Annotated in this window: 18 protein-coding genes and 1 riboswitch; of the genes, 7 read left to right on the top strand and 11 right to left on the bottom strand. The window is 71.6% G+C overall.

Annotated features, from left to right (window positions below):
* Positions 1-2: 2 nt before the first annotated feature.
* Genes ACZ6N8_RS26990 through ACZ6N8_RS26970 form a run of 5 tightly spaced genes read left to right on the top strand, consistent with a single transcriptional unit; the run spans position 3 to position 6,082 of the window.
* Positions 3-2,579, top strand: a complete 2,577-nt coding sequence (locus ACZ6N8_RS26990) for a helix-turn-helix transcriptional regulator (RefSeq protein ID WP_466013317.1) — start codon at positions 3-5, stop codon at positions 2,577-2,579.
* Positions 2,576-4,489 (top strand): nitrate- and nitrite sensing domain-containing protein, encoded by a 1,914-nt coding sequence (locus tag ACZ6N8_RS26985; protein ID WP_466013315.1) that lies wholly within the window; start codon positions 2,576-2,578, stop codon positions 4,487-4,489. The genes ACZ6N8_RS26990 and ACZ6N8_RS26985 overlap by 4 nt, the downstream gene beginning before the upstream one ends.
* On the top strand, positions 4,486-4,935 hold the full coding sequence (locus ACZ6N8_RS26980) for a roadblock/LC7 domain-containing protein (RefSeq protein ID WP_364376650.1): 450 nt from the start codon (positions 4,486-4,488) through the stop codon (positions 4,933-4,935). Before ACZ6N8_RS26985 ends, ACZ6N8_RS26980 begins: the two co-directional genes overlap by 4 nt.
* On the top strand, positions 4,910-5,293 hold the full coding sequence (locus ACZ6N8_RS26975) for a DUF742 domain-containing protein (protein ID WP_425280171.1): 384 nt from the start codon (positions 4,910-4,912) through the stop codon (positions 5,291-5,293). The genes ACZ6N8_RS26980 and ACZ6N8_RS26975 overlap by 26 nt, the downstream gene beginning before the upstream one ends.
* 57 nt (positions 5,294-5,350) lie before the next feature.
* Positions 5,351-6,082: a cellulose binding domain-containing protein gene (locus tag ACZ6N8_RS26970; protein WP_466013313.1), complete on the top strand. Its 732-nt coding sequence runs from the start codon at positions 5,351-5,353 to the stop codon at positions 6,080-6,082.
* Between the two features lie 76 nt (positions 6,083-6,158).
* Here ACZ6N8_RS26970 and ACZ6N8_RS26965 read toward each other — a convergent pair whose 3' ends face one another.
* The gene (locus ACZ6N8_RS26965) at positions 6,159-6,623 is read right to left on the bottom strand and encodes a nuclear transport factor 2 family protein (protein WP_466013312.1); all 465 of its coding nucleotides are present in this window, start codon (positions 6,621-6,623) and stop codon (positions 6,159-6,161) included.
* Positions 6,624-6,792: 169 nt separating this feature from the next.
* Here ACZ6N8_RS26965 and ACZ6N8_RS26960 point away from each other — a divergent pair, with 169 nt between their 5' ends.
* Positions 6,793-7,419, top strand: a complete 627-nt coding sequence (locus ACZ6N8_RS26960; RefSeq protein ID WP_466013310.1) for a TetR/AcrR family transcriptional regulator — start codon at positions 6,793-6,795, stop codon at positions 7,417-7,419.
* Positions 7,420-7,440: 21 nt separating this feature from the next.
* Here ACZ6N8_RS26960 and ACZ6N8_RS26955 read toward each other — a convergent pair whose 3' ends face one another.
* The 4 genes from ACZ6N8_RS26955 to ACZ6N8_RS26940 form a co-directional block, all read right to left on the bottom strand.
* Positions 7,441-7,770: a hypothetical protein gene (locus ACZ6N8_RS26955; RefSeq protein WP_466013308.1), complete on the bottom strand. Its 330-nt coding sequence runs from the start codon at positions 7,768-7,770 to the stop codon at positions 7,441-7,443.
* 134 nt (positions 7,771-7,904) lie between these two features.
* Positions 7,905-8,918, bottom strand: coding sequence for a mechanosensitive ion channel family protein (locus tag ACZ6N8_RS26950; RefSeq protein WP_466013306.1), 1,014 nt, complete (start codon positions 8,916-8,918; stop codon positions 7,905-7,907).
* A gap of 249 nt (positions 8,919-9,167) precedes the next feature.
* On the bottom strand, positions 9,168-9,824 hold the full coding sequence (locus ACZ6N8_RS26945) for a DUF1345 domain-containing protein (protein ID WP_466013304.1): 657 nt from the start codon (positions 9,822-9,824) through the stop codon (positions 9,168-9,170).
* 203 nt (positions 9,825-10,027) lie between these two features.
* Positions 10,028-10,255, bottom strand: coding sequence for a hypothetical protein (locus ACZ6N8_RS26940; RefSeq protein WP_466013303.1), 228 nt, complete (start codon positions 10,253-10,255; stop codon positions 10,028-10,030).
* A 145-nt stretch (positions 10,256-10,400) separates the two neighbouring features.
* Here ACZ6N8_RS26940 and ACZ6N8_RS26935 point away from each other — a divergent pair, with 145 nt between their 5' ends.
* The gene (locus ACZ6N8_RS26935) at positions 10,401-11,306 is read left to right on the top strand and encodes an aldo/keto reductase (RefSeq protein ID WP_466013301.1); all 906 of its coding nucleotides are present in this window, start codon (positions 10,401-10,403) and stop codon (positions 11,304-11,306) included.
* A gap of 39 nt (positions 11,307-11,345) precedes the next feature.
* On the opposite strand, the gene ACZ6N8_RS26930 is transcribed toward ACZ6N8_RS26935, so the two are convergent.
* The 6 genes from ACZ6N8_RS26930 to ACZ6N8_RS26905 form a co-directional block, all read right to left on the bottom strand.
* Positions 11,346-12,026, bottom strand: coding sequence for a TMEM175 family protein (locus ACZ6N8_RS26930; protein ID WP_466013299.1), 681 nt, complete (start codon positions 12,024-12,026; stop codon positions 11,346-11,348).
* Between the two features lie 382 nt (positions 12,027-12,408).
* Positions 12,409-13,584: a zinc-dependent alcohol dehydrogenase gene (locus tag ACZ6N8_RS26925; RefSeq protein ID WP_466013297.1), complete on the bottom strand. Its 1,176-nt coding sequence runs from the start codon at positions 13,582-13,584 to the stop codon at positions 12,409-12,411.
* Positions 13,581-14,570, bottom strand: a complete 990-nt coding sequence (locus tag ACZ6N8_RS26920; protein ID WP_466013295.1) for an SRPBCC family protein — start codon at positions 14,568-14,570, stop codon at positions 13,581-13,583. Before ACZ6N8_RS26920 ends, ACZ6N8_RS26925 begins: the two co-directional genes overlap by 4 nt.
* Before the next feature lie 142 nt (positions 14,571-14,712).
* The gene (locus ACZ6N8_RS26915) at positions 14,713-15,708 is read right to left on the bottom strand and encodes a ribonucleotide-diphosphate reductase subunit beta (protein ID WP_466013453.1); all 996 of its coding nucleotides are present in this window, start codon (positions 15,706-15,708) and stop codon (positions 14,713-14,715) included.
* Between the two features lie 53 nt (positions 15,709-15,761).
* Entirely contained in the window at positions 15,762-18,098 is a 2,337-nt protein-coding gene (locus tag ACZ6N8_RS26910; RefSeq protein WP_466013452.1) for a ribonucleoside-diphosphate reductase subunit alpha, read from the bottom strand.
* 192 nt (positions 18,099-18,290) lie between these two features.
* Positions 18,291-18,507, bottom strand: a riboswitch (cobalamin riboswitch).
* Between the two features lie 75 nt (positions 18,508-18,582).
* Positions 18,583-19,809, bottom strand: a complete 1,227-nt coding sequence (locus ACZ6N8_RS26905; protein WP_466013293.1) for an MFS transporter — start codon at positions 19,807-19,809, stop codon at positions 18,583-18,585.
* Positions 19,810-19,812 lie beyond the last annotated feature (3 nt).

Here is a 19,812-nt window from a genome sequence, read left to right as displayed (position 1 = left end):
CAATGATCATGAATGACGTCGCCGAGTCCCGACTGCTGCTGGGCAGGAGGGCGGGCTCCCTTCTGGACCTGGTCGGGCGAGACCCCCGGGGTCCGCTCGTCGTCGGGGTGAGCGGGCCGGGCGGGCACGGCAAGACCGCGCTGCTCGCCCAGGTGGCCCGCACGCGGCAGCAGGCCGGGTTCGCCGTCCGCACGGGCGCCCCCGAGCCGGGCGAGACCGTCGACCCGGACGCGCTGGTGCTCGTCGACGACGCGCACCTGCTCGACGACGCGCGCCTGGGCGCGCTGCTGCGCCTGGTGGCCGGCCGCCGGCACCGGCTCGTGGTGGCGTACCGCCCGTGGCCCCGGTCGGCGGCGCTCACCGACCTGGCCGACGTCCTGCGACGGGACGGGCAGGCGGTGCTGCTCGGCCCGTTCACCCGGGAGCTGACCGCGGCCTACCTCGCCACGGTGCCCGAGCTGGGTGGACGCGGCGACCTGGCCGACTTCGTGCACACGCAGACCGCCGGGGTGCCCCGGGACGTGGAGCGGATGGCCCGTGGGCTGGCCGGCGCGGACGCCCCGGCCGGCACCCCGGTGGAGGCGCCCCGGTCGGTCCTGCTGGAGTTCGGGCCGGATCTGGAGGCGCAGCCCACCGCCGTGCGGCGTCTGCTGCTCGCGGTCGCGGCGGGCGTTCCCCTGCCGGTGAGCATGCTCGGCGCGCTGCTCGACAAGGAACCGGAGGCCGTGGACGAGCTGATCGCCGCGACCCGGGCGGCGGGATTGATCGGCGCCGACGGCCGGCTCGCGCCGATCGTCCGGCGGGTCGTCACGGCGCTCAGCCCGGCCACCGACCGCACCGCCGTGTGGCGCCGGCTCACCGAGTTGCAACTGGCCCGCGGCGGCGCGGTCCTGCCGCTGGTCCGTTCCCTGCGGGCGGTGGGCGCGCTCGCCGACTGCCCGGCCACGACCCTGACGGCCGCCGCCACGGAGGCGCTCGCCGACGAGCCGGCGTTCGCCGCCGACCTGTTCGCGGCGGCCACGGCCGCCGGCGCGCCGGCGAGCGCCAAGCAGGCGCTCGCCACGGCCCTCGCCGGCGACCTCGACGACGCGCTGCGACTGGCGGACCGGCTGCTGGCCACCGCTCCGCCGGCCGAACGCGCCGAGGCGGCAGTGGTGGCCGCGACCGCCCTGGCGCACCGGGGGCACGTCGGTCGCAGCGTGGAGCTGTACCGGTGGTCGGGCAGCGCCTCGTCGGTCGCGTTCGCCACGGTGGGCGGGCTGGCCGGCGGTGACCTGGCCGCAGCCGGCGAGGCGCCGGCGGGCGACCCGGCCGGCGAGCCGCCCACGTTGCGGGCCAGCGCGGCCCGGCTGATGGCCGACGGGGTACGCGAGAGCGTCACCGGCCCGCCGACCGCCGCCCTCTCCGCGCTCGTGCAGGCCGCGGCCCTGCTGGAGCCGGACGGCCGGGCGGCGCTCCTGCCGGACAGCCCGGCGGCGCTGGCCGCCCTGACCGCCGTGCACTGCGGTGAGCTGGAGATCGCCGAACGGGTGCTGCACCGGGCGCTGGCGGCCGGTGTCGGCGGCCCGTTGATGACCCGCCGGCACCGCCTGTTGCAGGCCTGGATCCTGATGGTTCGGGGTCAGACGGCCGCCGCCGCGGACCGTCTCGCCGCCACCACCGCCGACGGGCGCCCGCTGGAGTCCCGCGACCTGCTCTTCGCCGCCGCGCTGCGGATGGGCATCGCCAGGCGCAACAGCGACCTCGGAGCGCTCAAGGGCGGCTGGGGGCAGGCCCTGGAGGCGGTGGTGCGGCACCCCGTGGACCTGTTCACGTTGCTGCCGTTGGGTGAACTCGCCATCGCGGGCGCCCGCCTCGGCGATCTGGCCCGCCTGGAGCCGTACCTGCGCGAGGGCCGATCCCTGCTCAACAGGCTGGGCGATCCACCACTGTGGAGTGTTCCGCTGCACTGGAGCGGCCTGCACGCGGCGATCCTGGCCGACGAGCCGGCGGTCGCCGACGACCGGGTCGCCGCGCTGCTCGCCGCCGCCGGCCACAGCCGGTACGCCGCGGTCGTCGCCGCGGCGGCGGAGAGCTGGGTGGAGGTGCTGCGGGGCGTGGTCGACCCGGTGCGGGTGGAGGCCGCGGCCCGCGGGCTGCACGACACAGGCCTGTGGTGGGACGGCGCCCGGCTGGCCGGGCAGGCCGCGATCCGTACCGCCGACCGCAGGGCCATGACCACGCTGCTCGAATGCGCGCGGGCGTTGCAGGGCCGCCCGGCCGGCGTCGACGGCGGGCAGCGGCCGGCTACCGGCGAGGACGCCGCGCAGGTCGCCGACGCCATCGCCGGCCCCACCCAACCGGGGCTCAGCGACCGCGAGTACGAGGTGGCCGAGCTGGTCCTGGCCGGACTGACCTACCGGGAGATCGGCGACCGGCTCTTCATCTCGGCCAAGACCGTCGAGCACCACGTGGCCCGGATGCGCAGCAGGCTCAACTGCGCCAACCGCGCCGAACTGCTCGCGCTGCTGCGGACCGTCGTCGCCGATCGGGCCAGCGCCGCCGCCGGACAGCCGTGGCCACGGCGGTCGACCCGATGACCCGACCAGGGATCCGGGCCAGACTCGTCGCGCTGGCGGCCGTGCTGCTCACGCTGTGGTCGTACGCGGCCTACCTGACCGGTCAGGACGCGGTCGACCTGCTGCGGGTCCGGGCACTCGCCGAGACGCTGGGCCAGCCCATCGACCGGCTGGTCCTGGGTCTGCAGACCGAGCGCCGGTTGACCGTCGAGACGATCGCCGCGGCCGGGTCGGCGGATCCCGCGCTGGCGGCGGCACGTGGGGGGACCGACCGGGCGGCGGCCGAGGTTCGCGCCTTCGCCGAGGGCAACGACCTTCGACTGCTCACCGCAGGCGCCGTACGGGATCGGGCCGACCAACTGGTCCGGCGGCTGAACGGCCTGGGCACCATCCGTTCCCAGGTGGACGCCGGCCGGCTCGACCGCTCCGGGGCCGTCGACGGGTACGACCAGCTCGTCGACGCCGCCTTCGCCGTGTACGGCCCGGAGTGGGGCGCGTACGAGAGCGACCTGGCCGCCGACACCCGTACGGTGATCGCGCTGGCGCGCGCCCGTGAACTGCTCGCCCGCGAGGACACGCTTGTCAGCGCCGCCTTGGCCGGTGGACGGTTCGACCGCGACGAGCGGCGTGGACTTGTCGCGCTTGTGAACAACCAGCGGTACGCGCTCGGCGAGGCGGTCGCTGCTCTGCCGGCGCAGCAGCAGCGGCTGGCGGTCGGGCCGCCCTTCACCGACCTGCTCGCCCTGGAGGAGGCGCTGTCGCGGACGGACACCGCCACCGTCGTGGACGGGATCACCAGGGCGGGCTGGCGGGAGGCGGCCGACGGCGTCCTCGTCGCCCTGCACGAGCTGGTGACCGCATCGGCCCGGGGCAGTGTGGAGCGGGCCACGCCTGGCGCGGCGGTGCTCGTCGCCCGTACCGGCGCGGTGCTGGGCCTCGGGCTCATCGCGGTACTCGCGGTCCTGCTGAGCTGGGCCGGCCTGCTGCGGCGACTGACCGAGGGGCTGGCCCACTCCCCCGCCGACGCGGCGGCACCAGTCCCGGCACCGATCGACCACGCGCCGGCCCCCGAGGCGCCCGCGCCCGACGGTGCCGCCGCCCGGGAACTGGTGCTGCGGTTGACCCGCCGCAACCAGGCGCTGCTGCGTGACCAGCTCAACCTGCTGGACACCTTGCAGCGGAGGGAACGGTCCGCCGAGGAGACCGACGAGCTGTTCCAGCTCGACCACCTCACCACCCGGGTCCGCCGCAACGTGGAGACGGTGATCGCCCTGGCCGGCGCGACGCCGGCCCGTCGCTGGCGGCGGCCGGTGCCGCTGCTCGACGTCGCGCGGGGCGCGGTCGCCGAGGTGGCCGACTACCATCGGGTCCTCATCGCGCCGCACTGGCCGTGGTCCCTCTCCGGCCCGGCCGTCACCGACGTCGTGCACCTGCTCGCCGAACTGGTCGAGAACGCCCTGTCCCACTCGCCGCAGGACACCACGGTCCGGGTCGCCGGTGAACAGTGGCCGCAGGGCTGCGCCGTCCTGGTGGTCGACGACGGGCCAGGCCTCGACCCGGACGCGCTCGCCGACGCGAACCACCTGCTCGGCAACCCGCCGTCGGGCGACCCGCCCACCGGTCCGGCGGGCCTGTACACGGCCGCCGTGCTGGCCGCCCGCTGCGGCGCGCACGTGTCGCTGCGGCGCAGCCAGCGCGGCGGTACGGCGGCGGTGGTCCTCCTGCCCAACGGTCTGGTCACGGTGAGCGCCACCGACGACGGGCCGGCGCCGCGGCATCTCGGCGCCGGGCGCCCACGCGGCGGGTTGGACCTGGACGGGGACCTGCCGATGCGGATCCGTCAACCCGGGCCGATCGGGCCCAATCCCGGCAGCGCCGGCCCCGACACCGTCGAGTTGCCGGTCGCGAGAGCAACAAGGAGACATCGATGACGCACGCAGTGGCGACCGGGGACAGCCTGACCGGTGCCCTGGACCGGCTGGTCGACCGGGTCCACGGCGCGGAGTTCGCCGTGGTGCTCTCCCCGGACGGTCTACCCCTGGGCGGTTCCCGCCACGTGGGCGCGAAGCTGGCCGAGCAGATCTCCGGCGTCGTCGCCGGCCTGCTGGCGTTGGGACTGGCCGCCACCCGCACCTGCGACGCGGGTGGGCTGCGTCAGATCGTGGTGCAGATGTCGCGGGCGTTCCTGTTCGTCGCCACCATCCGCAACGGCACCATCCTGACGGTGCGGATCGCCGGGGACGACGCCGAGGTCGGCGACATGGCGTACGAGGTGGCGCTCTTCGTCGGGCAGGCCGAACGGCATCTGCCGGTCAGCCTGGAACCGGCCTCCTCGGTACGGAGCGGGGACGCTGGTGTCCACCAACGACTCCGCTGACGAGGCGTGGTACGACGACGACGCCGGGCCGGTGGCGCGGCCGTACACCATGACCGGTGGGCGTACGGCGCCCGAGCGCGGCCAGTTCGACCTCATCTCGCTTGTCGTCGCCAGGCGGGCGGCCACCCCGCGGACACCGCTCTTCCCCGAACAGGCGAGGATCGTGGAGTTGTGTCACCATCCAGTGTCGGTTGCCGAGGTCGGCGCCGAACTGGACCTGCCGTTGGGCACCGTCCGGGTGCTCCTCGGTGACCTGCTCGCGGCCGGCCTGATCGAGACGCACGAACCGCCGACGCTGTCGGAGCTGCCGTCCGCGGAGCTGCTCGAGTCGATACTCGTCGGGCTCCGCGCTCTGTGAGCGACCGGACGGACCGCGGGCCGCGCGCCCGGTGACGATGTGAGGGGGAGAAAGGCAGTGCCGGCACCACCGCCGCAGCCACGTCGTACCGTGGCGATCATTCTGCTGGACCGGGTCGTGGCGGTCGCCTCGGCCACACGGCGGGTGCTCACCGGTCGGAGCGACGTCTCCCGGGCCACCTGGGTCGCGGTGGTCTCGGCGATCGGTGTGCTGGTCGCGACGACGGTGTCCGTTGTCGTGGTGCTGCGTACGCCGGAGAAGCTGGCGCCGGTGACCCTCAACCCGCCGCCGTCGGTCGACCAGGTCGGGACGCCGTCGGCGGGTACGCCCCGGGCGCACGCCATCCCGGCGGCCACCACCACGCCTTCGCCGCCGTCGAGCGCCCCGGCCGCGCCGCCGGCCGCCGGTCCGTCCAGCGGGGGGCCGACCCCGTCGGCGTCGACGACGGCTCCGGCGCCGGCCGCCCTGGGCGCGGAGTTCGCCATCGCGGACACCGCGCTGCTCAGTTATGGCGCCAGCGTGACGATCAGCAATCCCGGCCAGGTGCCGGTGCCGCAGTGGACGCTCGCCGTCACCCTGCCGAGGGAGTCGCTGCGGGTCAGTCAGGTCGAGGGCGCGCGGGCCGTGCAGGACGGTGCGGTGTGGACGTTCGTGCCGGACGGCAGCGCCGGGCAGGTGCCCGCCGGCGCGTCGGTGCGTGTGACGTTCCGGGTGAACGGCGCCCCGGTCGGCGCGTCGCCCACCGGGTGCACGATCGACGGCACGACGTGCGCCGGCATACCCGACTGATCCCGTTCTCCGCCGGGTGGCCCCGCCAGTCCGCGAGGCCACCCGCCCCGGCACCGGGGCCGAGATGCCGGTAGAGCTACGCCCCCGTGGCGGCGTCGATTGCCGACCTGAAGTCGGGGCCGGCGCCGATCTGGGCGAGCATCACGTTCGTCGCGTTGTAACAGTTGAACCTCTCGATTTTTCCGTCCCGGAGATACCAGAGGTCCGCCGTCGGCACGTCGATGCGGTTGCCAGTCGGAGGGATGTCGCCGACAGGTGTCGGGAACGCGCCGAGATGCGTTCCCTGGATTCGCAGTTCGACAGCGACGACATCACCGAAGGCGTGCACGTCGAGCAGCTCGCGGTGGATGTCGGGGAAGATGCTGGCGAAGCCCGTGAGCGCCAGCGGAATCTGGTCTCCACGGAGGGTATGTGAATTGGGCACGTCGGTGAACGTGCCGTCCTCGGTGAACAGGGCGCGAAAGCCCGGTCCGTCGAGGACGTCGCCCTCCGCCAGCCGGTACGCCTCGCGAACGACCTCTTCGCTGGTTTTCACGTTCACTCTCCTCGTTGTGTGGTGTCGCCACCGGGCACGGGTCGCCGCTGTCGGGCAGGGGTCACGAAGGGCCGCCTCCCGGGTCGACGACGCGTCCGACGCGGTCTCACGGGCGCCCGTGACGAGCACGCTAGCAAGTTTTTGACCAAACCGTCAATAATGTAGGCTCGCCCCCGTGCCCCGTCCCCGCAAGTTCCGTGAGAGCGATGTCGTCAGCAGCGCCAGTGAGGTGTTCGCCGTGCACGGCCTCGCCGCCGCGACACTCGACGAACTGGTGCGGGCGACGGGGCTGGGCAAGCAGAGCCTGTACAACGCGTTCGGCGGGAAGCGGGAACTGTTCCTCCGGGCGCTCTCCGAGGACCGGGAAGAGGCGACCCGCGCCGTCTCCGAAGCGCTCAGCCACGAGGACGCCTCGCCACTGGAACGAATCCGGGGCCACATGCTCCGGATGGCCATCGATTTCAGCAGCAGTGATCGGCGGGTCTCACTCACCACGCGCGCACTCGTCGAATCGACAGGTGCGCAGGATCCGCTCTCGACGGCCACGAAGGCCGGCATCGAACAGCTCGCCGGTGTCTATGCCCAGTGCCTGGAGCACGCCCGGGAAAACGGGGACATCCCGCAGGACGCGAACGTGCAGTCGCTGGCCGTCTACTTTGTCGCCGTCACCCGAGGGATGGAGCTGCTCGGCCGCGCCGGTGTCGGCCGGGGCGTTCTCACCGCGGTGGCACTGGACGCGCTTCGCGTGCTCGACGGCCGGCGGATGGACGAGGCCGGTGGCCACCCGCCGGCGCGGGACTGACCGCCGACCGCGACCGGCACCCTAGCGGGCGACGTCGCGGACCTGTCGCACCTGCCGGAAGGCGACAAGCAGAGCGGCGACGAGACCGACCGCCAGCAAAATTCTGACCACCGTGAACACCACGGTGTCGCCGGTGGAGTGGGACGGGAAGATGTCCTTGACGAGCCAGCCGACGCCCAGCCCCAGCCCCACGCAGACGTGCATCGCGGCCCGCAGGCGCGGGGAGGCCTGCGGGCGCCCGAGGATCCGGGGCACCTCTCTGCCGCCACGGCTCCTGACGAGCAGCACCGCGGCGACGGCCAGGTTGGCCGCGGCGACCACGACCGCCAGGAAGATGTCCACCGATCCCATGTGGCCACACGCTAGCGGACGGACGCTCGCCGCCAGGTTCAGCGACAGCGCTCAGGTCCGCAACGTGGTCGATGCTGGTCATTCGTGAGCTGCTCGTTGAGGCTGGTCAACTGCCGGCGCTGAGCCGGGTGGGCTCACGGGTGGTACTCGTTGCGAGTGCGGGGCAGCCACTCGGGGTGGTGGTCGCGCAGGTACCGGACGAGGCTCTCGCGCAGGTCGCAGCGCAGATCCCAGGCGCTCGGCCCGTCGGCCGCCGATGCCTGGACCTGGACGACGACGGTCTGGGGTGTCGCGTCCACCATCTGCAACACCCACTGGTGCCGATCCCACAGCGGTGACGACTCGACGAGCCGCCTCGTCTCGGCGCGGAGGTCGTCCAGGTCGGCCGTGTGATCGACGTGGAGCCGGATCTCGCCGACCACCCGGGTCTCGTGGCGGGTCCAGTTCTGAAAGGGGTGTTCGGTGAACCAGGTGGTGGGCAGGATGAGCATCCGGTCGTCCCAGAGCCGGATGACCACGTTGGTCAGCTTCACCTCCTCGACGCGCCCCCACTGCCCGTCGACCACGACGACGTCCCCCACGTGGAGGCCGTCGGCGAACGCGACCTGAATGCCGGCGAAGGCGTTGCCGAGCGCGGTGCGCGCGGACAGGCCGAGCAGCGCCCCGACGACACCCGCCGAGGTGAGCACGGACAGCCCGATGGCGCGCAGGGCAGGGAAGGTGGTGAGGATCAGGCCCATCGCCACGACCGTCACCACGACCGAGGTGAGGCGCCGTACTGGTCGGATCTGGGTGCGGGCACGCCGGATACGGCGGTCGGCCCTCGTCTCGCCCGGCAGCCGGCTGAACGCGACCCTCTCGGCGATGTGCAGGGCGCGAAGCACCAGCCATGCCACGCTCGCGATCAGCAGCACCACGACGACGTGCCGGAGGACGTGCTGTCCCGCGCCGGGGTACGCGCGGACTCCCAGGTACAGCGCCGCGAGAAGCAGCACGGCGACGGCGGGGCGCCGGGATGCGCGGTACAGCGGCCCGAGTAGCCAACGGTGGCGACGACCACCGACCCGACACTGGATCAGCACGCTGGCCAGCAGGCCTGCTGCGACAGCCAGGGCCACCGCGACCACGAGGATCATCCTCGTGGTCATCAACCGACTTCCCAGGCGGCGGCGACCGGCATCGCACGCTCCCATCCGTTCCGCTCGCGGTCACGTGGGGCGTCCGGGCCGGTCGACGTGGCGACCCGCCGGGGGACCACCGCCCCCCTCCCGGCGACCAGCGCGTTCATCCGCCGCAGGCGTCATCCACCGCCATGGTGTGGGTGATGAGGAAGCTCGGGTCGATCTCGCCCACGCGGATCCGCTCCAGCAGCGGGGGCAGGCGACGCTCGGAGCCGGTCACGACTGGCCCAGGTTGGTGACCAGGTTGACGGCAACCGCCAGAATGCCAGTTCCGAAGGCGTACGAGAGCAGCGCGTGCCCGAGCGCGACCCGGCGCACGCGGTTGCTGCTTGGTTCGTTCTCGCTCGGTGCATAGGACATGCCGACAGTGAGGGCGACGTACGCGAAGTCGGCATATGCCGGTGGATCATCCCCCTTGAAGTCGATGCCGCCGTCGTCGCGGTAGTACAGCCGGGCGTACTTGAACGCGAAGACCGTGTTCACCAGCGCCCACGCCAGGACCACCGCGACGACGCTGAGGATCACCAGCGTGACAGCAAGCATGTCCTGCTGGTTCGAGGCGCGGACGAGCGCCTCGGCCACGGCGACGAGGCTGATGACGGACGCGATCAGGATCGCCGCGTCGGTGGAACGGGAGTGCTGCTCCGCCTCGGCAAGCTGCTCGGTGCGTTCCGGGCTCGCCGACCAGCTGGCCCGCCACACCCAGACGAGGATCGTGCCCGCCGCGATCGTCCAGATCACCAGCGGCGTCAGCTCCGGCGCCCCGATCAGTGCGCTGGCCGTCCCGGCGACGACACCGACAGCCAGCGACCACAGGGCACGGCTGACGGACAGCACCCGTCCCCGCGCCGGTAGTCCCGATCGCTGCTCCACCCGTTCAGCGTTCCGGCTCGACCGGGTCGCGCGGGGTAAACCCCGAGCAATCACCGGATCGGGCTGCGTCGAGGGTGGCGAATCCCCGGCACTGTCCGGCAGGTGTCCCTCGGCCCTCAGGGATCAATCAGCGTCGTTCGGTCGGCGGAGACCCGCCGGGCCGAAGCTCAGGACTGAGCGCCCGGCCCCTGAGCCCCATCGGGTCAGGCCGTCGCCATCTGACGGACGTGTTCACCCTTGGCGAACTCCTCGACGATCTTGGCGCAGAAGGCCGGAAGGTCGCTGGGGTTGCGGGCTGGTGACGAGGCCGTCGTCGACCTGCACCTGTTGATCCACCCGGCCCGGGACTGGGTGTACTCCACATCCTCCACCCCATCGGCGGCGAGGCACGCGACCCGCTTGCCGGTCAGCGCCTGTTGGCTCTGCGCCATCTCTGCGGCCTCCTTCGTGACGCCGCCCCGTCGGCAGCGTATCGCTCACTCGCGGAGGCCTTCCCGGAAACGGGCCAGCGAACGCCGCCGAGCACGCCCGCCGCACAGCGATGTCGTGCGCGGAGAAGGTTCCCGCGACGGGGGTGTGCTGCCCGTCGCAGCGGGTAACGCAGGCAACCCATTCGCTATCGGTTCCAGGAAGGTCGACATGACCCCCGCTACCACCGCGATCGAGCTACCGTCCGGCCAGACCATGCCCGTGCTCGGCCAGGGAACCTGGTACCTGGGTGAGCAGCCCGCGCGGCGGCGGGAAGAGATAGCCGCCCTGAGCACCGGGCTCGACCTGGGCATGACCATGATCGACACTGCGGAGATGTACGGTGACGGCGCTTCCGAGGAACTCGTCGGCGAAGCGATCACCGGCCGACGCGGCGACGTGTTCCTCGTCGACAAGGTGCTGCCGTCAAACGCCAGCCGACGAGGAACCGTGCAGGCCTGCCGCCGCAGCCTGCAGCGACTGGGCGTCGACCACATCGACCTCTACCTGCTGCACTGGCGCGGCACACATCCGCTCACGGAGACGATCGAGGCGTTCACCGAACTCGTCGACGCCGGCGACATCGGGCAGTGGGGTGTGAGCAACTTCGATGCTTCAGACATGGCCGATCTCCTCGACGCCGGCGGGAGCGCCTGCGCCACGAATCAGATCCTGTACAACCTCACCCGCCGCGGTCCCGAATACGACCTGCTGCCGTGGCTACGCGAGCACCGAATCCCGGTGATGGCGTACTCGCCGATCGAGCAGGGGCGACTGCTCGGCCACCCCCAGGTCGCGGAGGTCGCCGCCCGGCACGAGGCCACGCCCGCTCAGGTCGCGCTGGCCTTGGTGCTGCGGCAGGGGATGGTCGCGGCCATTCCGCGATCATCCAAGCCCGAACACACCCGGGAGAACGCGGAAGCGGGTGACCTGCAGCTGACCGAGGAGGACGCAGCCGCACTCGACACGGCGTTCCCGCCGCCGGACGGCCCGCAACCGCTGGAGATGTTGTAGCGCCACCGTACCGACAACTTCCCAGCAAATCGCCCACCCTCAGCCGGATGGCGGAGGGCGGTGGGTGATCCGGCGGGTGAGAGGCATCTGGTACAGACCGGCGCTGGTGACGGCGTAGAACACCGGCAGCACGACGAAGATGACCAGACCGGCGAGCGGTGCGACCAGGTACCCGATGAGCCCCGCAACGGCATAGAGAACGACTCCGACGAGTGCCCGCACCCGCTCGGCGGGGAAGTGCCGCTCACTCACCTCCTCCTGGAGCAGGTCTTCGCGCCGAGCCAGGTAGTGGAAGAACGCCAGCCAGCTCGCGCAGAGCAGCGCGCCGACCAGCGCGTAGAAGGCGACGGCCACGCGTTGGTCCTGCTGGTCGTGTTTCTGAAGCGCGTCCGAGACGACGGCGGTCGGGAACGGCAGCAGCGCGGTGGTGAACAGGACGAGGAGGTTCACCCAGTGCAGGCCCCGATCACTCTCCTTGATGCGATTGAACGCGCCCTTGTGGTTCAGCCAGACGACGGCCACGTAGGCGTACGAGGCGAGATAGGCGACGTAACTCGGCCACTGCTCCAGCAGCCCGGCCAGCAGGCGACCGGGGGGTACGTCCGGCACCCGGAGGTCCAGCACGAGCAGCGTGATGATGATGGCGAAGACGGCGTCGCTGAACGCCACGGCACGGCTGGTGTCCGACCGGGTGCCGATGTCGTCGGTTGGCCTGCTCACGGCCGGTGCCTACCCACCGACGCCCACGATAACCGGCTCCTGGCATCCGGACCAATAGCCCGAATCATGAGGTGAGGTGAGAGACGGATGGCAAAGAATTCGACTGTCAGGCGGTCTCGGTGCCACACGGCAGGGGCGAAATCCTCAGGTCCGTTGCCAGCCAAGGCGGCGGTCTGGGCACGGCTCCGCTCGCACGAACCGACACGCGACACGGCCTCGTCCAGAATGGCCCGCCACGGGGCGGGGTCCACCTTGTGACCCTCTCCCGCCGTTCGGTGTCGCCCGTCCCACCGCACAATGCCGGATGGGGACATCCCCGCGGGACAGTGCGCCGACCCGCATCCGGCCACCACACTCCACAGCGGCCGGATGCGGGTGGTGGTCAGGGTTTGAGGACGACCTTCTCGCAGTTGTCCTGCTTGTTCTTGAAGATCTCGAAGCCGCGTTCTGCCTGGTCGAGCGGCAGGGTGTGGGTGATGACGCGGGTCGGATCGATCTCCCCGCGTTCGATGCGCTGCAGCAGTGGCTTCATGTAGCGCTGCACGTGGCATTGACCGGTGCGCAGGGTCAGCGCCCGGTTCATCCACGCCCCGGCCGGGAACTTGTCGAGGAAGCCGCCGTACACGCCGATCACCGACACGATGCCGCCGCTGCGGCACGACAGGATCGCCTGCCGCAGCGCGTGCGGGCGCTCGGTCTCCGAACGGACCGCCTGCTTGATTCGGTCGTACGCGTGCACGTGCGCGCTGCCGTGGCTGGACTCCATGCCGACGGCGTCGATGCACTTGTCCGGTCCCCGCCCACCGGTCAGTTCCAGCAGCCGGGACCGCACGTCCACCTCCTCGAAGTTCACAGGTGTGTGGCCCGCCCGTTCGGCCATCTGCAGCCGGTACGGCTCCTTGTCGATGGCGATGACCTTCGCGGCGCCGAGCGCCCGGGCGCTGTCCATCGCGAACTGGCCGACCGGGCCGGCACCCCACACCGCCACCACGTCGGTGGACTGGATGTCGCACATCTCGGCACCCATGTAGCCGGTGGGCAGGATGTCGGAGAGGAACAGCACCTGCTCGTCGGTCAGGTCAGACTCGATCTTCAGCGGGCCGACGTCGGCGAACGGCACCCGCGCGTACTGCGCCTGACCTCCTGCGAAGCCGCCGGTCAGATGCGAATAGCCGAAGATCCCGGCGACCGGGTGACCGAACATCTTCTCCGCGATCCCCGCGTTGGGGTTGGAGTTCTCGCAGCAGGAGTACAGCTCGGCGGCGCAGGCTCCGCACGCACCGCAGGCGATCGGGAACGGCACGACGACCCGGTCCCCGACGCGCAGCCGACCCGGATCGACGCCCCGGCCGACCTCGATCACCTCGCCCATGAACTCGTGACCCATGACGTCGCCGTCCTGCATCGTGGGCACGTACCCGTCGAGCAGGTGCAGGTCCGAGCCGCAGATCGCCGTGGAGGTGATCCGTACGATGGCGTCGCGCTCGTTCAGGATCTTCGGATCCGGCACGTCACGGACCTTGACCTTGTTGCGGCCGGCCCAGGTGTTCGCCCTCACGCGTCCGCTCCCTTCGCGAGCTCGGAATCCGACAGCGGTTGTGCCGGACGCTGCGGGAACTCCTTGCGGGCCCGCTTGCCCCACGGGGCACCGTCGGATCGGACCACCTCGCCGGTCTCCAGCACCTGCTTGAGCCGGCGCAGGTCGTCGTCGAGCTGCTGGTGCGGTTCCTCGCCGAAGTACCTGGCGACCGCCTTGCCGACCGCGCCGCCCGGGATGTCGTACGACAGAACGACGTGCACCTCGGTGCTCACCCCGTCCGGGGCGGGAACGAACCGGACCGTACCGGCGTTCGGCACATCCGCGTTCCCGGTCGACCGCCACGCGATCTTCTCGCCGGGCGTCTCGTCGACAATCTCCGCGTCCCACTCGACGTTCTTGCCGAACGGAGCGCTGGCGGACCAGTGGCTCGTACGGTCACCGGTGGTGCGGATCTGCTCGAGATGGGCCATGAACGTCGGGAGGTTGCCCAGGTCGCGCCAGAACGCATAGACCGTGGGCGGGGCCTTGCGGATGGTTGTCGTGGCTGTCAGCTCCATGGAGCCTCCTTCGCGTAAGCCTCGTGCCGCCGCGATCCTTTTCGCCCGGGTGGCCTGCACGGCGGTCAGCAGGTCCACCACAGTGATCCCGACGATGGCGCCAGTGACACCGACGAGACGACGCCGGCGGCGCCCGCGACGGTGGGCGATGGCCATTCCGAGCGAGGCCAGGTCCATCGCGTCGCCCGCGACCCGGGTCCACGCCCAGGTGCTCTTTCGCCGGCTCGTCAGGAGCCCGGCCGCGTGCACCAATTCCCGCGCCCCGACCAGCGGCACCACCGTCCGGGACGTCGGGGAGTCGTCCACCCCGCTGATCCGGCGGACAGTGTCCGTCGCCGCCAGCTGTGCCACGCCCAGACCGAGACTCATCCAGCCGAGCCCGCGCCCCCGCCGTTGCACCTCGTCCTGCCTGGCCTCCACTGCCTCTCGGGTTGCCAGTTGAGTCACAGGTAGCCTCCGTATCCGGTCGCACCGACGCGTCCCGGTCCACAGCCGCGCCGGACCGGACCCCATTGGGCCGGGGTACCCCTCGGAAACCACCTCAACCCACCATTGCCCGCTGGTCGTCATGATCACGGGTGTGCGGCTGTCAGAAGTCGTCGTCGAACGCGACGGTGCCGGTCACCCCCACCTGGTACGCCGAGACCCGCCGCTCGAAGAAGTTCGACAGCTCCTGCACGTCCTGCAACTCCATGAAGGCGAACGGGTTCGCCGACCCGTAGTGCGGCGAGATGCCGAGCTGGGCGAGGCGCCGGTCGGCGACGTGCTGGAGGTACTCCCGCATGTCGGTGAGCGTCAGACCGGGCACACCCTGGCCGACCAGGTCCTCGGCGAACTGGACCTCGCACTCGACGGCCTCGGTGAGCATCTCGCGGACCTGGTCGGCGAGGTCGTCGTCGAACAGGTCGGGCTCCTCGGCGCGGACTGTGTCGACGACGTCGAACGCGAACGCCATGTGCATGGACTCGTCGCGGAACACCCAGTTGGTGCCCGAGGCCAGCCCGTGCAGCAGGCCCCGGGAGCGCAGGAAGTAGACGTACGCGAACGCGCCGTAGAAGAACAGCCCCTCGATGCAGGCGGCGAAGCAGATCAGGTTGAGCAGGAACGTCCGTCGGTCCTCACGGGTCCGCAGCTCGCGCAGATCGTGCAGGGAGTCGATCCACCGGAAGCAGAACTCCGCCTTGCGCCGGATGGAGGGGATGTTCTCGATGGCCGCGAAGGCCGCGAACCGCTCGGTCTCGTCGGGCACGTACGTGTCGAGCAGGTTCAGGTAGAACTGGACGTGCACCGCCTCCTCGAACAGCTGCCGGGACAGGTAGAGGCGGCCCTCGGGGCTGTTGACGTGCTGGTAGAGGTTGAGCACCAGGTTGTTGGCGACGATCGTGTCGCCGGTGGCGAAGAACGCCACCAGACGGCTCACCAGGTGCCGCTCGGCAGGTGAGAGCCTGTCCAGGTCGGCGAGGTCGGCGTGCAGGTCGACCTCCTCGACGGTCCAGGTGTTGCGGATGGCGTCGCGGAACCTGTCGAAGAAGTGCGGGTAGCGCATCGGGCGCAGGGTGAGATCCATCCCGGGGTCGAGCAGCATGTGCGTGGTCCTCGTGTCGGTGGTGCCGGGGTCGGTGGTGGGGTCGGCGGCGGTCACTGGCAGGCCTCGCACGACTCGGGGTTCTCCAGCGAGCAGGCCAGCGTCTCGGCGTCGGCAGCGCCGACAGTCACGGACGTGGCGGGCGCGACGACGGCCACTGTCGCCTGCTGGATCCTCGTGGCCGGGCGCGATCGCAGGTAGTACGTGGTCTTCAGGCCGGCCTTCCAGGCGTACAGGTACATCGAGGAGAGCTTGCCGATGGTCGGCGAGGCCAGGAACAGGTTCAGCGACTGCGACTGGTCGATGAACGGGGCCCGGGCGGCGGCGAGGTCGATCAACGCCCGCTGCGGCAGCTCCCAGGCGGTGCGGAACAGCTCCCGGACGCCGGCCGGCAGCTCCGCGATGTCCTGCACCGAGCCCTCGGCGCGCTTGATCGCCGATCGGATCGGTTCGGTCCACAGGCCACGGGCCTTCAGCTCGCGGACCAGGGCGCTGTTGACCTGGAGGAACTCGCCCGACAGGGTCTCGCGCTTGAACAGGTTGGACACCTGCGGCTCGATGCACTCGTAGCAGCCGGCGATCGACGCGATGGTCGCCGTCGGGGCGACCGCCACCAGCAGCGAGTTGCGCAGCCCGTACGCCTGGACCCGCTCGCGAAGCGCGGCCCAGCGCGCGGTCTGCGTACCCTCGACGCCCCACAGGTCGGGCTGCAACTGGCCGCGCGCGGCGCGGGTCTGGGGGTACGCCGGGTGCGCGCCGAAGCGGCGGGCCAGGTCGGCGGAGGTTTCCAGCGCGGTCAGGTACAGCTCCTCGCTGATCCGGGTGGACAGTTCCCGGGCGGCCGCGGAGTCGAACGGCAGCCGCAGGGCGAAGAACACGTCCTGAAGGCCCATCAGTCCGAGCCCGACGGGGCGCCAGCGCGGGTTGCTCGCCGCCGCCTGCGCCGTCGGGTAGTAGTTGATGTCGATGACCCGGTCGAGGAAGGTCACGGCGGTGCGTACCGTGGCGCGCAGCCGCTCCCAGTCGAGGTCACCGTCGGCGAGGTGGGCGGCGAGGTTCACCGAGCCGAGGTTGCACACGGCGGTCTCGGCGTCGCTGGACACCTCGATGATCTCGGTGCACAGGTTGGACAGGTGCACCACGTTGCCGTCGTCGGCGGTCTGGTTGCACAGCCGGTTCGCGGCGTCCTTGAAGGTCATCCACCCGTTGCCGGTCTGGGCGAGGGTGCGCATCATCGTCGCGTACAGCTCCCGCGCCGGCACCTGCCGCACGTAGCGGCCCTGCGCCTCGGCGGCCCGGTACGCGACGTCGAACCGCTCCCCCCACAGGTCGGGCAGCTCGGGCACCTCGTGCGGGTCGAACAGCGACCACATCCCGTCGGCCTCGACCCGGCGCATGAACTCGTCCGGGATCCAGTTGGCCAGGTTCAGGTTGTGGGTGCGCCTGGCGTCCTCGCCTGTGTTGTCCCGCAGGTGCAGGAACTCCTCGATGTCCGGGTGCCACGGCTCCAGGTAGACGCAGGCCGCGCCCTTGCGCCGGCCGCCCTGGTTGACCGCGGCGACGCTCGCGTCGAGGGTGCGCAGCCACGGCACGATCCCGTTGGACTGCCCGTTGGTGCCGCGGATCAGCGCGCCCCGGGACCGGACCCGGGAGTACGCGATGCCGATGCCGCCGGCGAACTTGGACAGGTTGGCGACCTGGGCGTACCGCTGGTAGATCGAGTCCAGCTCGTCGCGCGGGGAGTCGACCAGGTAGCAGGAGGACATCTGGGTGTGCCTGGTGCCGGAGTTGAACAGGGTCGGCGAGCTGGGCAGGTAGGCCAGGCTGGACATCAGCCGGTAGAAGCCGACCGCCTCGTCGGGGGTGGTGGACAGGCCGCAGGCCATCCGCAGCAGCCAGTACTGCGGGGTCTCCAGCACCAGTCGGGTGCTCGGGTGGCGCAGCAGGTACCTGTCGTAGACCGTGCGCAGCCCGAAGTACTCGAAGCGGCGGTCGCCGTCCGGGTCGACTGCGGCGTCGAGCGTCGCGGCGTGCGCGGCCACGAACGCGGCGGTCTCGTCGCCGATCAGTCCCTCGGCGTGACCGGTGCGGATGGCCGCGCTGAACGAGGTGACGCCCTGCCGGCGGACCTCCTTGTCGACGTACGCGGCCAGCAGCCGGGCGGCCAGGCGCGAGTACTGCGGCTCCTCGCCGATCATCTCGGCGGCGGTCTGGATGGACAGCCGGTCCAGTTCGGCTGTCGTCGCCCCGTCGTACAGGCCGCTGATCGTGCGGGTCGCGACCCGCAGCGGGTCGACGTCGGTGAGGTCGTCGGACCACCGCTCGACCGCCCGGACGATCCTGTTGACGTCCACCGGTTCGGTGCTGCCGTCGCGCTTGCGGACCCGCATCTGCGTGCGGCGTGGCGCCGTGTCGCTGGCGGTCGGGACTACCTCGGTGACTGTCACCACTCGCTCCTCGGAGTTCGAGACCTGATGGTCCGGACACGAGGAGACAGACACCGGCGGACGCCACGCCGGCACGGCGTGCGTCAGGTGGCGTCGGCCGTCCCACGCGGCCTCGGACCGCCGTTCGCCCGGGTGCGGGCGTACGGCGCGCTGGCAGGTCTTCGGACTCGCGGGCGCGACCGGTCTCGCCGGTCTCCTACCGGCCGTCGCTTCCCAGGCCGTGTGGTGGCCCAGTGCTGTTGACGGCTGTCGTTCCCACTCACCGCTGCGGGACAGTCCCGGATTTCCACCGGGTTCCCTCTTGCCTCGACCACTCCGGATGAGCGGCCGAACCAGCTGCGCTCGACACCATATATAGGGACACCGTGGTTGTCACACCCCACATCTCGGTGTCGGGCGTGTCGGTGACTGCCGTCACGGCAGGCGTTCAGCTGGCGACGGCGATCGGCTCGGGGGTACGCGAGCGGCGCTCGGCGGCGAAACTGACACCGGCCAGGCCCAAGCCGAGCACGGCCAGGAGCACGCCGACCCAGGCGGGTGCGAGGTAGCCGAACCCGGCAGCGATGGCGACGCTGCCCAGGGCGGCGCCGAGACTGTTCGCGATGTTCATCGCCGACTGGTTCATGGCCGCGCCCATGAGCTGGGCGCCGGGGGCGACGGTGATGAGTCGCGCCTGAAGGACCGGGCCGAGGTAGAGGCTTGTCGCGCCGACGAGGAACGCCCCCACGAACAGGCCGACCGGGTTCGACGCGACGAGGCCGAAGACGGTGATGCTCACGATCATCGCGACGAAGCCGACGATCATGCTACGGCGCAGGTCCCGGTCCGCGAGCCAGCCGCCGAGCGCGTTGCCGACGGTCATGCCCAGGCCCACGGCGACGAGCGCCCAGGGCACCGTCGCGGCGGCGAGGCCGGCGACGTCGGTGGTGACCGGGGCGATGTACGTGTTGACCGCGAAGAAACCGGCGAACCCGACCGCCCCGGTGGCCGCGACGAGCCACACCTGCCGGGTCCGCAGGGCCCGCAGCTCGGCGGCCGGAGAGCTGTCCACCGCGGCGGCGACCTCCGGGACGACCGCCAGGACCGCCAGCAGGGTGAGCAGGAAGACCCCCGCGATGACCAGGTACGCGGTACGCCAGCCGGCCTCCTGCCCGAGCCGGGTGATCAGGGGTACGCCCACCACGTTGCTCACGGTCAACCCGCTGAGCACTGCGGCGAAGCCACGGGCCTCGTTGCCGGGGCCCAGCAGAGCCGCCGCGAGCAGACCTGCCGCCCCGAAGTAGGCGCCGTGCGGCAGCGCCGCGACGAACCGCGCGACGAGCACCAGGTCGAACGTCGGCGCGGTCGCCGACGCGACGGTCCCGACGGCGAAGAGGACGAGCAGCCCGAGCACCAGCTTCTTGCGGGGCAGGCGCGCGCTCAGCGCGGCGATCAGCGGAGCGCCCACGACCACCCCCAGCGCGTACGCGGTGATCATCCAGCCGGCCCGGGCCACCGCGTCGGACGGCGACTGGGCGTACTGCCCCGCAAGCAGTCCCCGCGCGATGTCGGGCAGCAGGCCCATCGCCACGAACTCGGTCAGGCCGACCGCCACGCCGCCCAGGGCCAGGGCGGCCACCGCCGCGAGGCGTCGATTTCTGCTCAGTCCATCCACCGA

The organism is Micromonospora sp. NPDC047521 (assembly GCF_055587305.1).
This window is presented reverse-complemented; position numbering and strand designations above follow the sequence as displayed.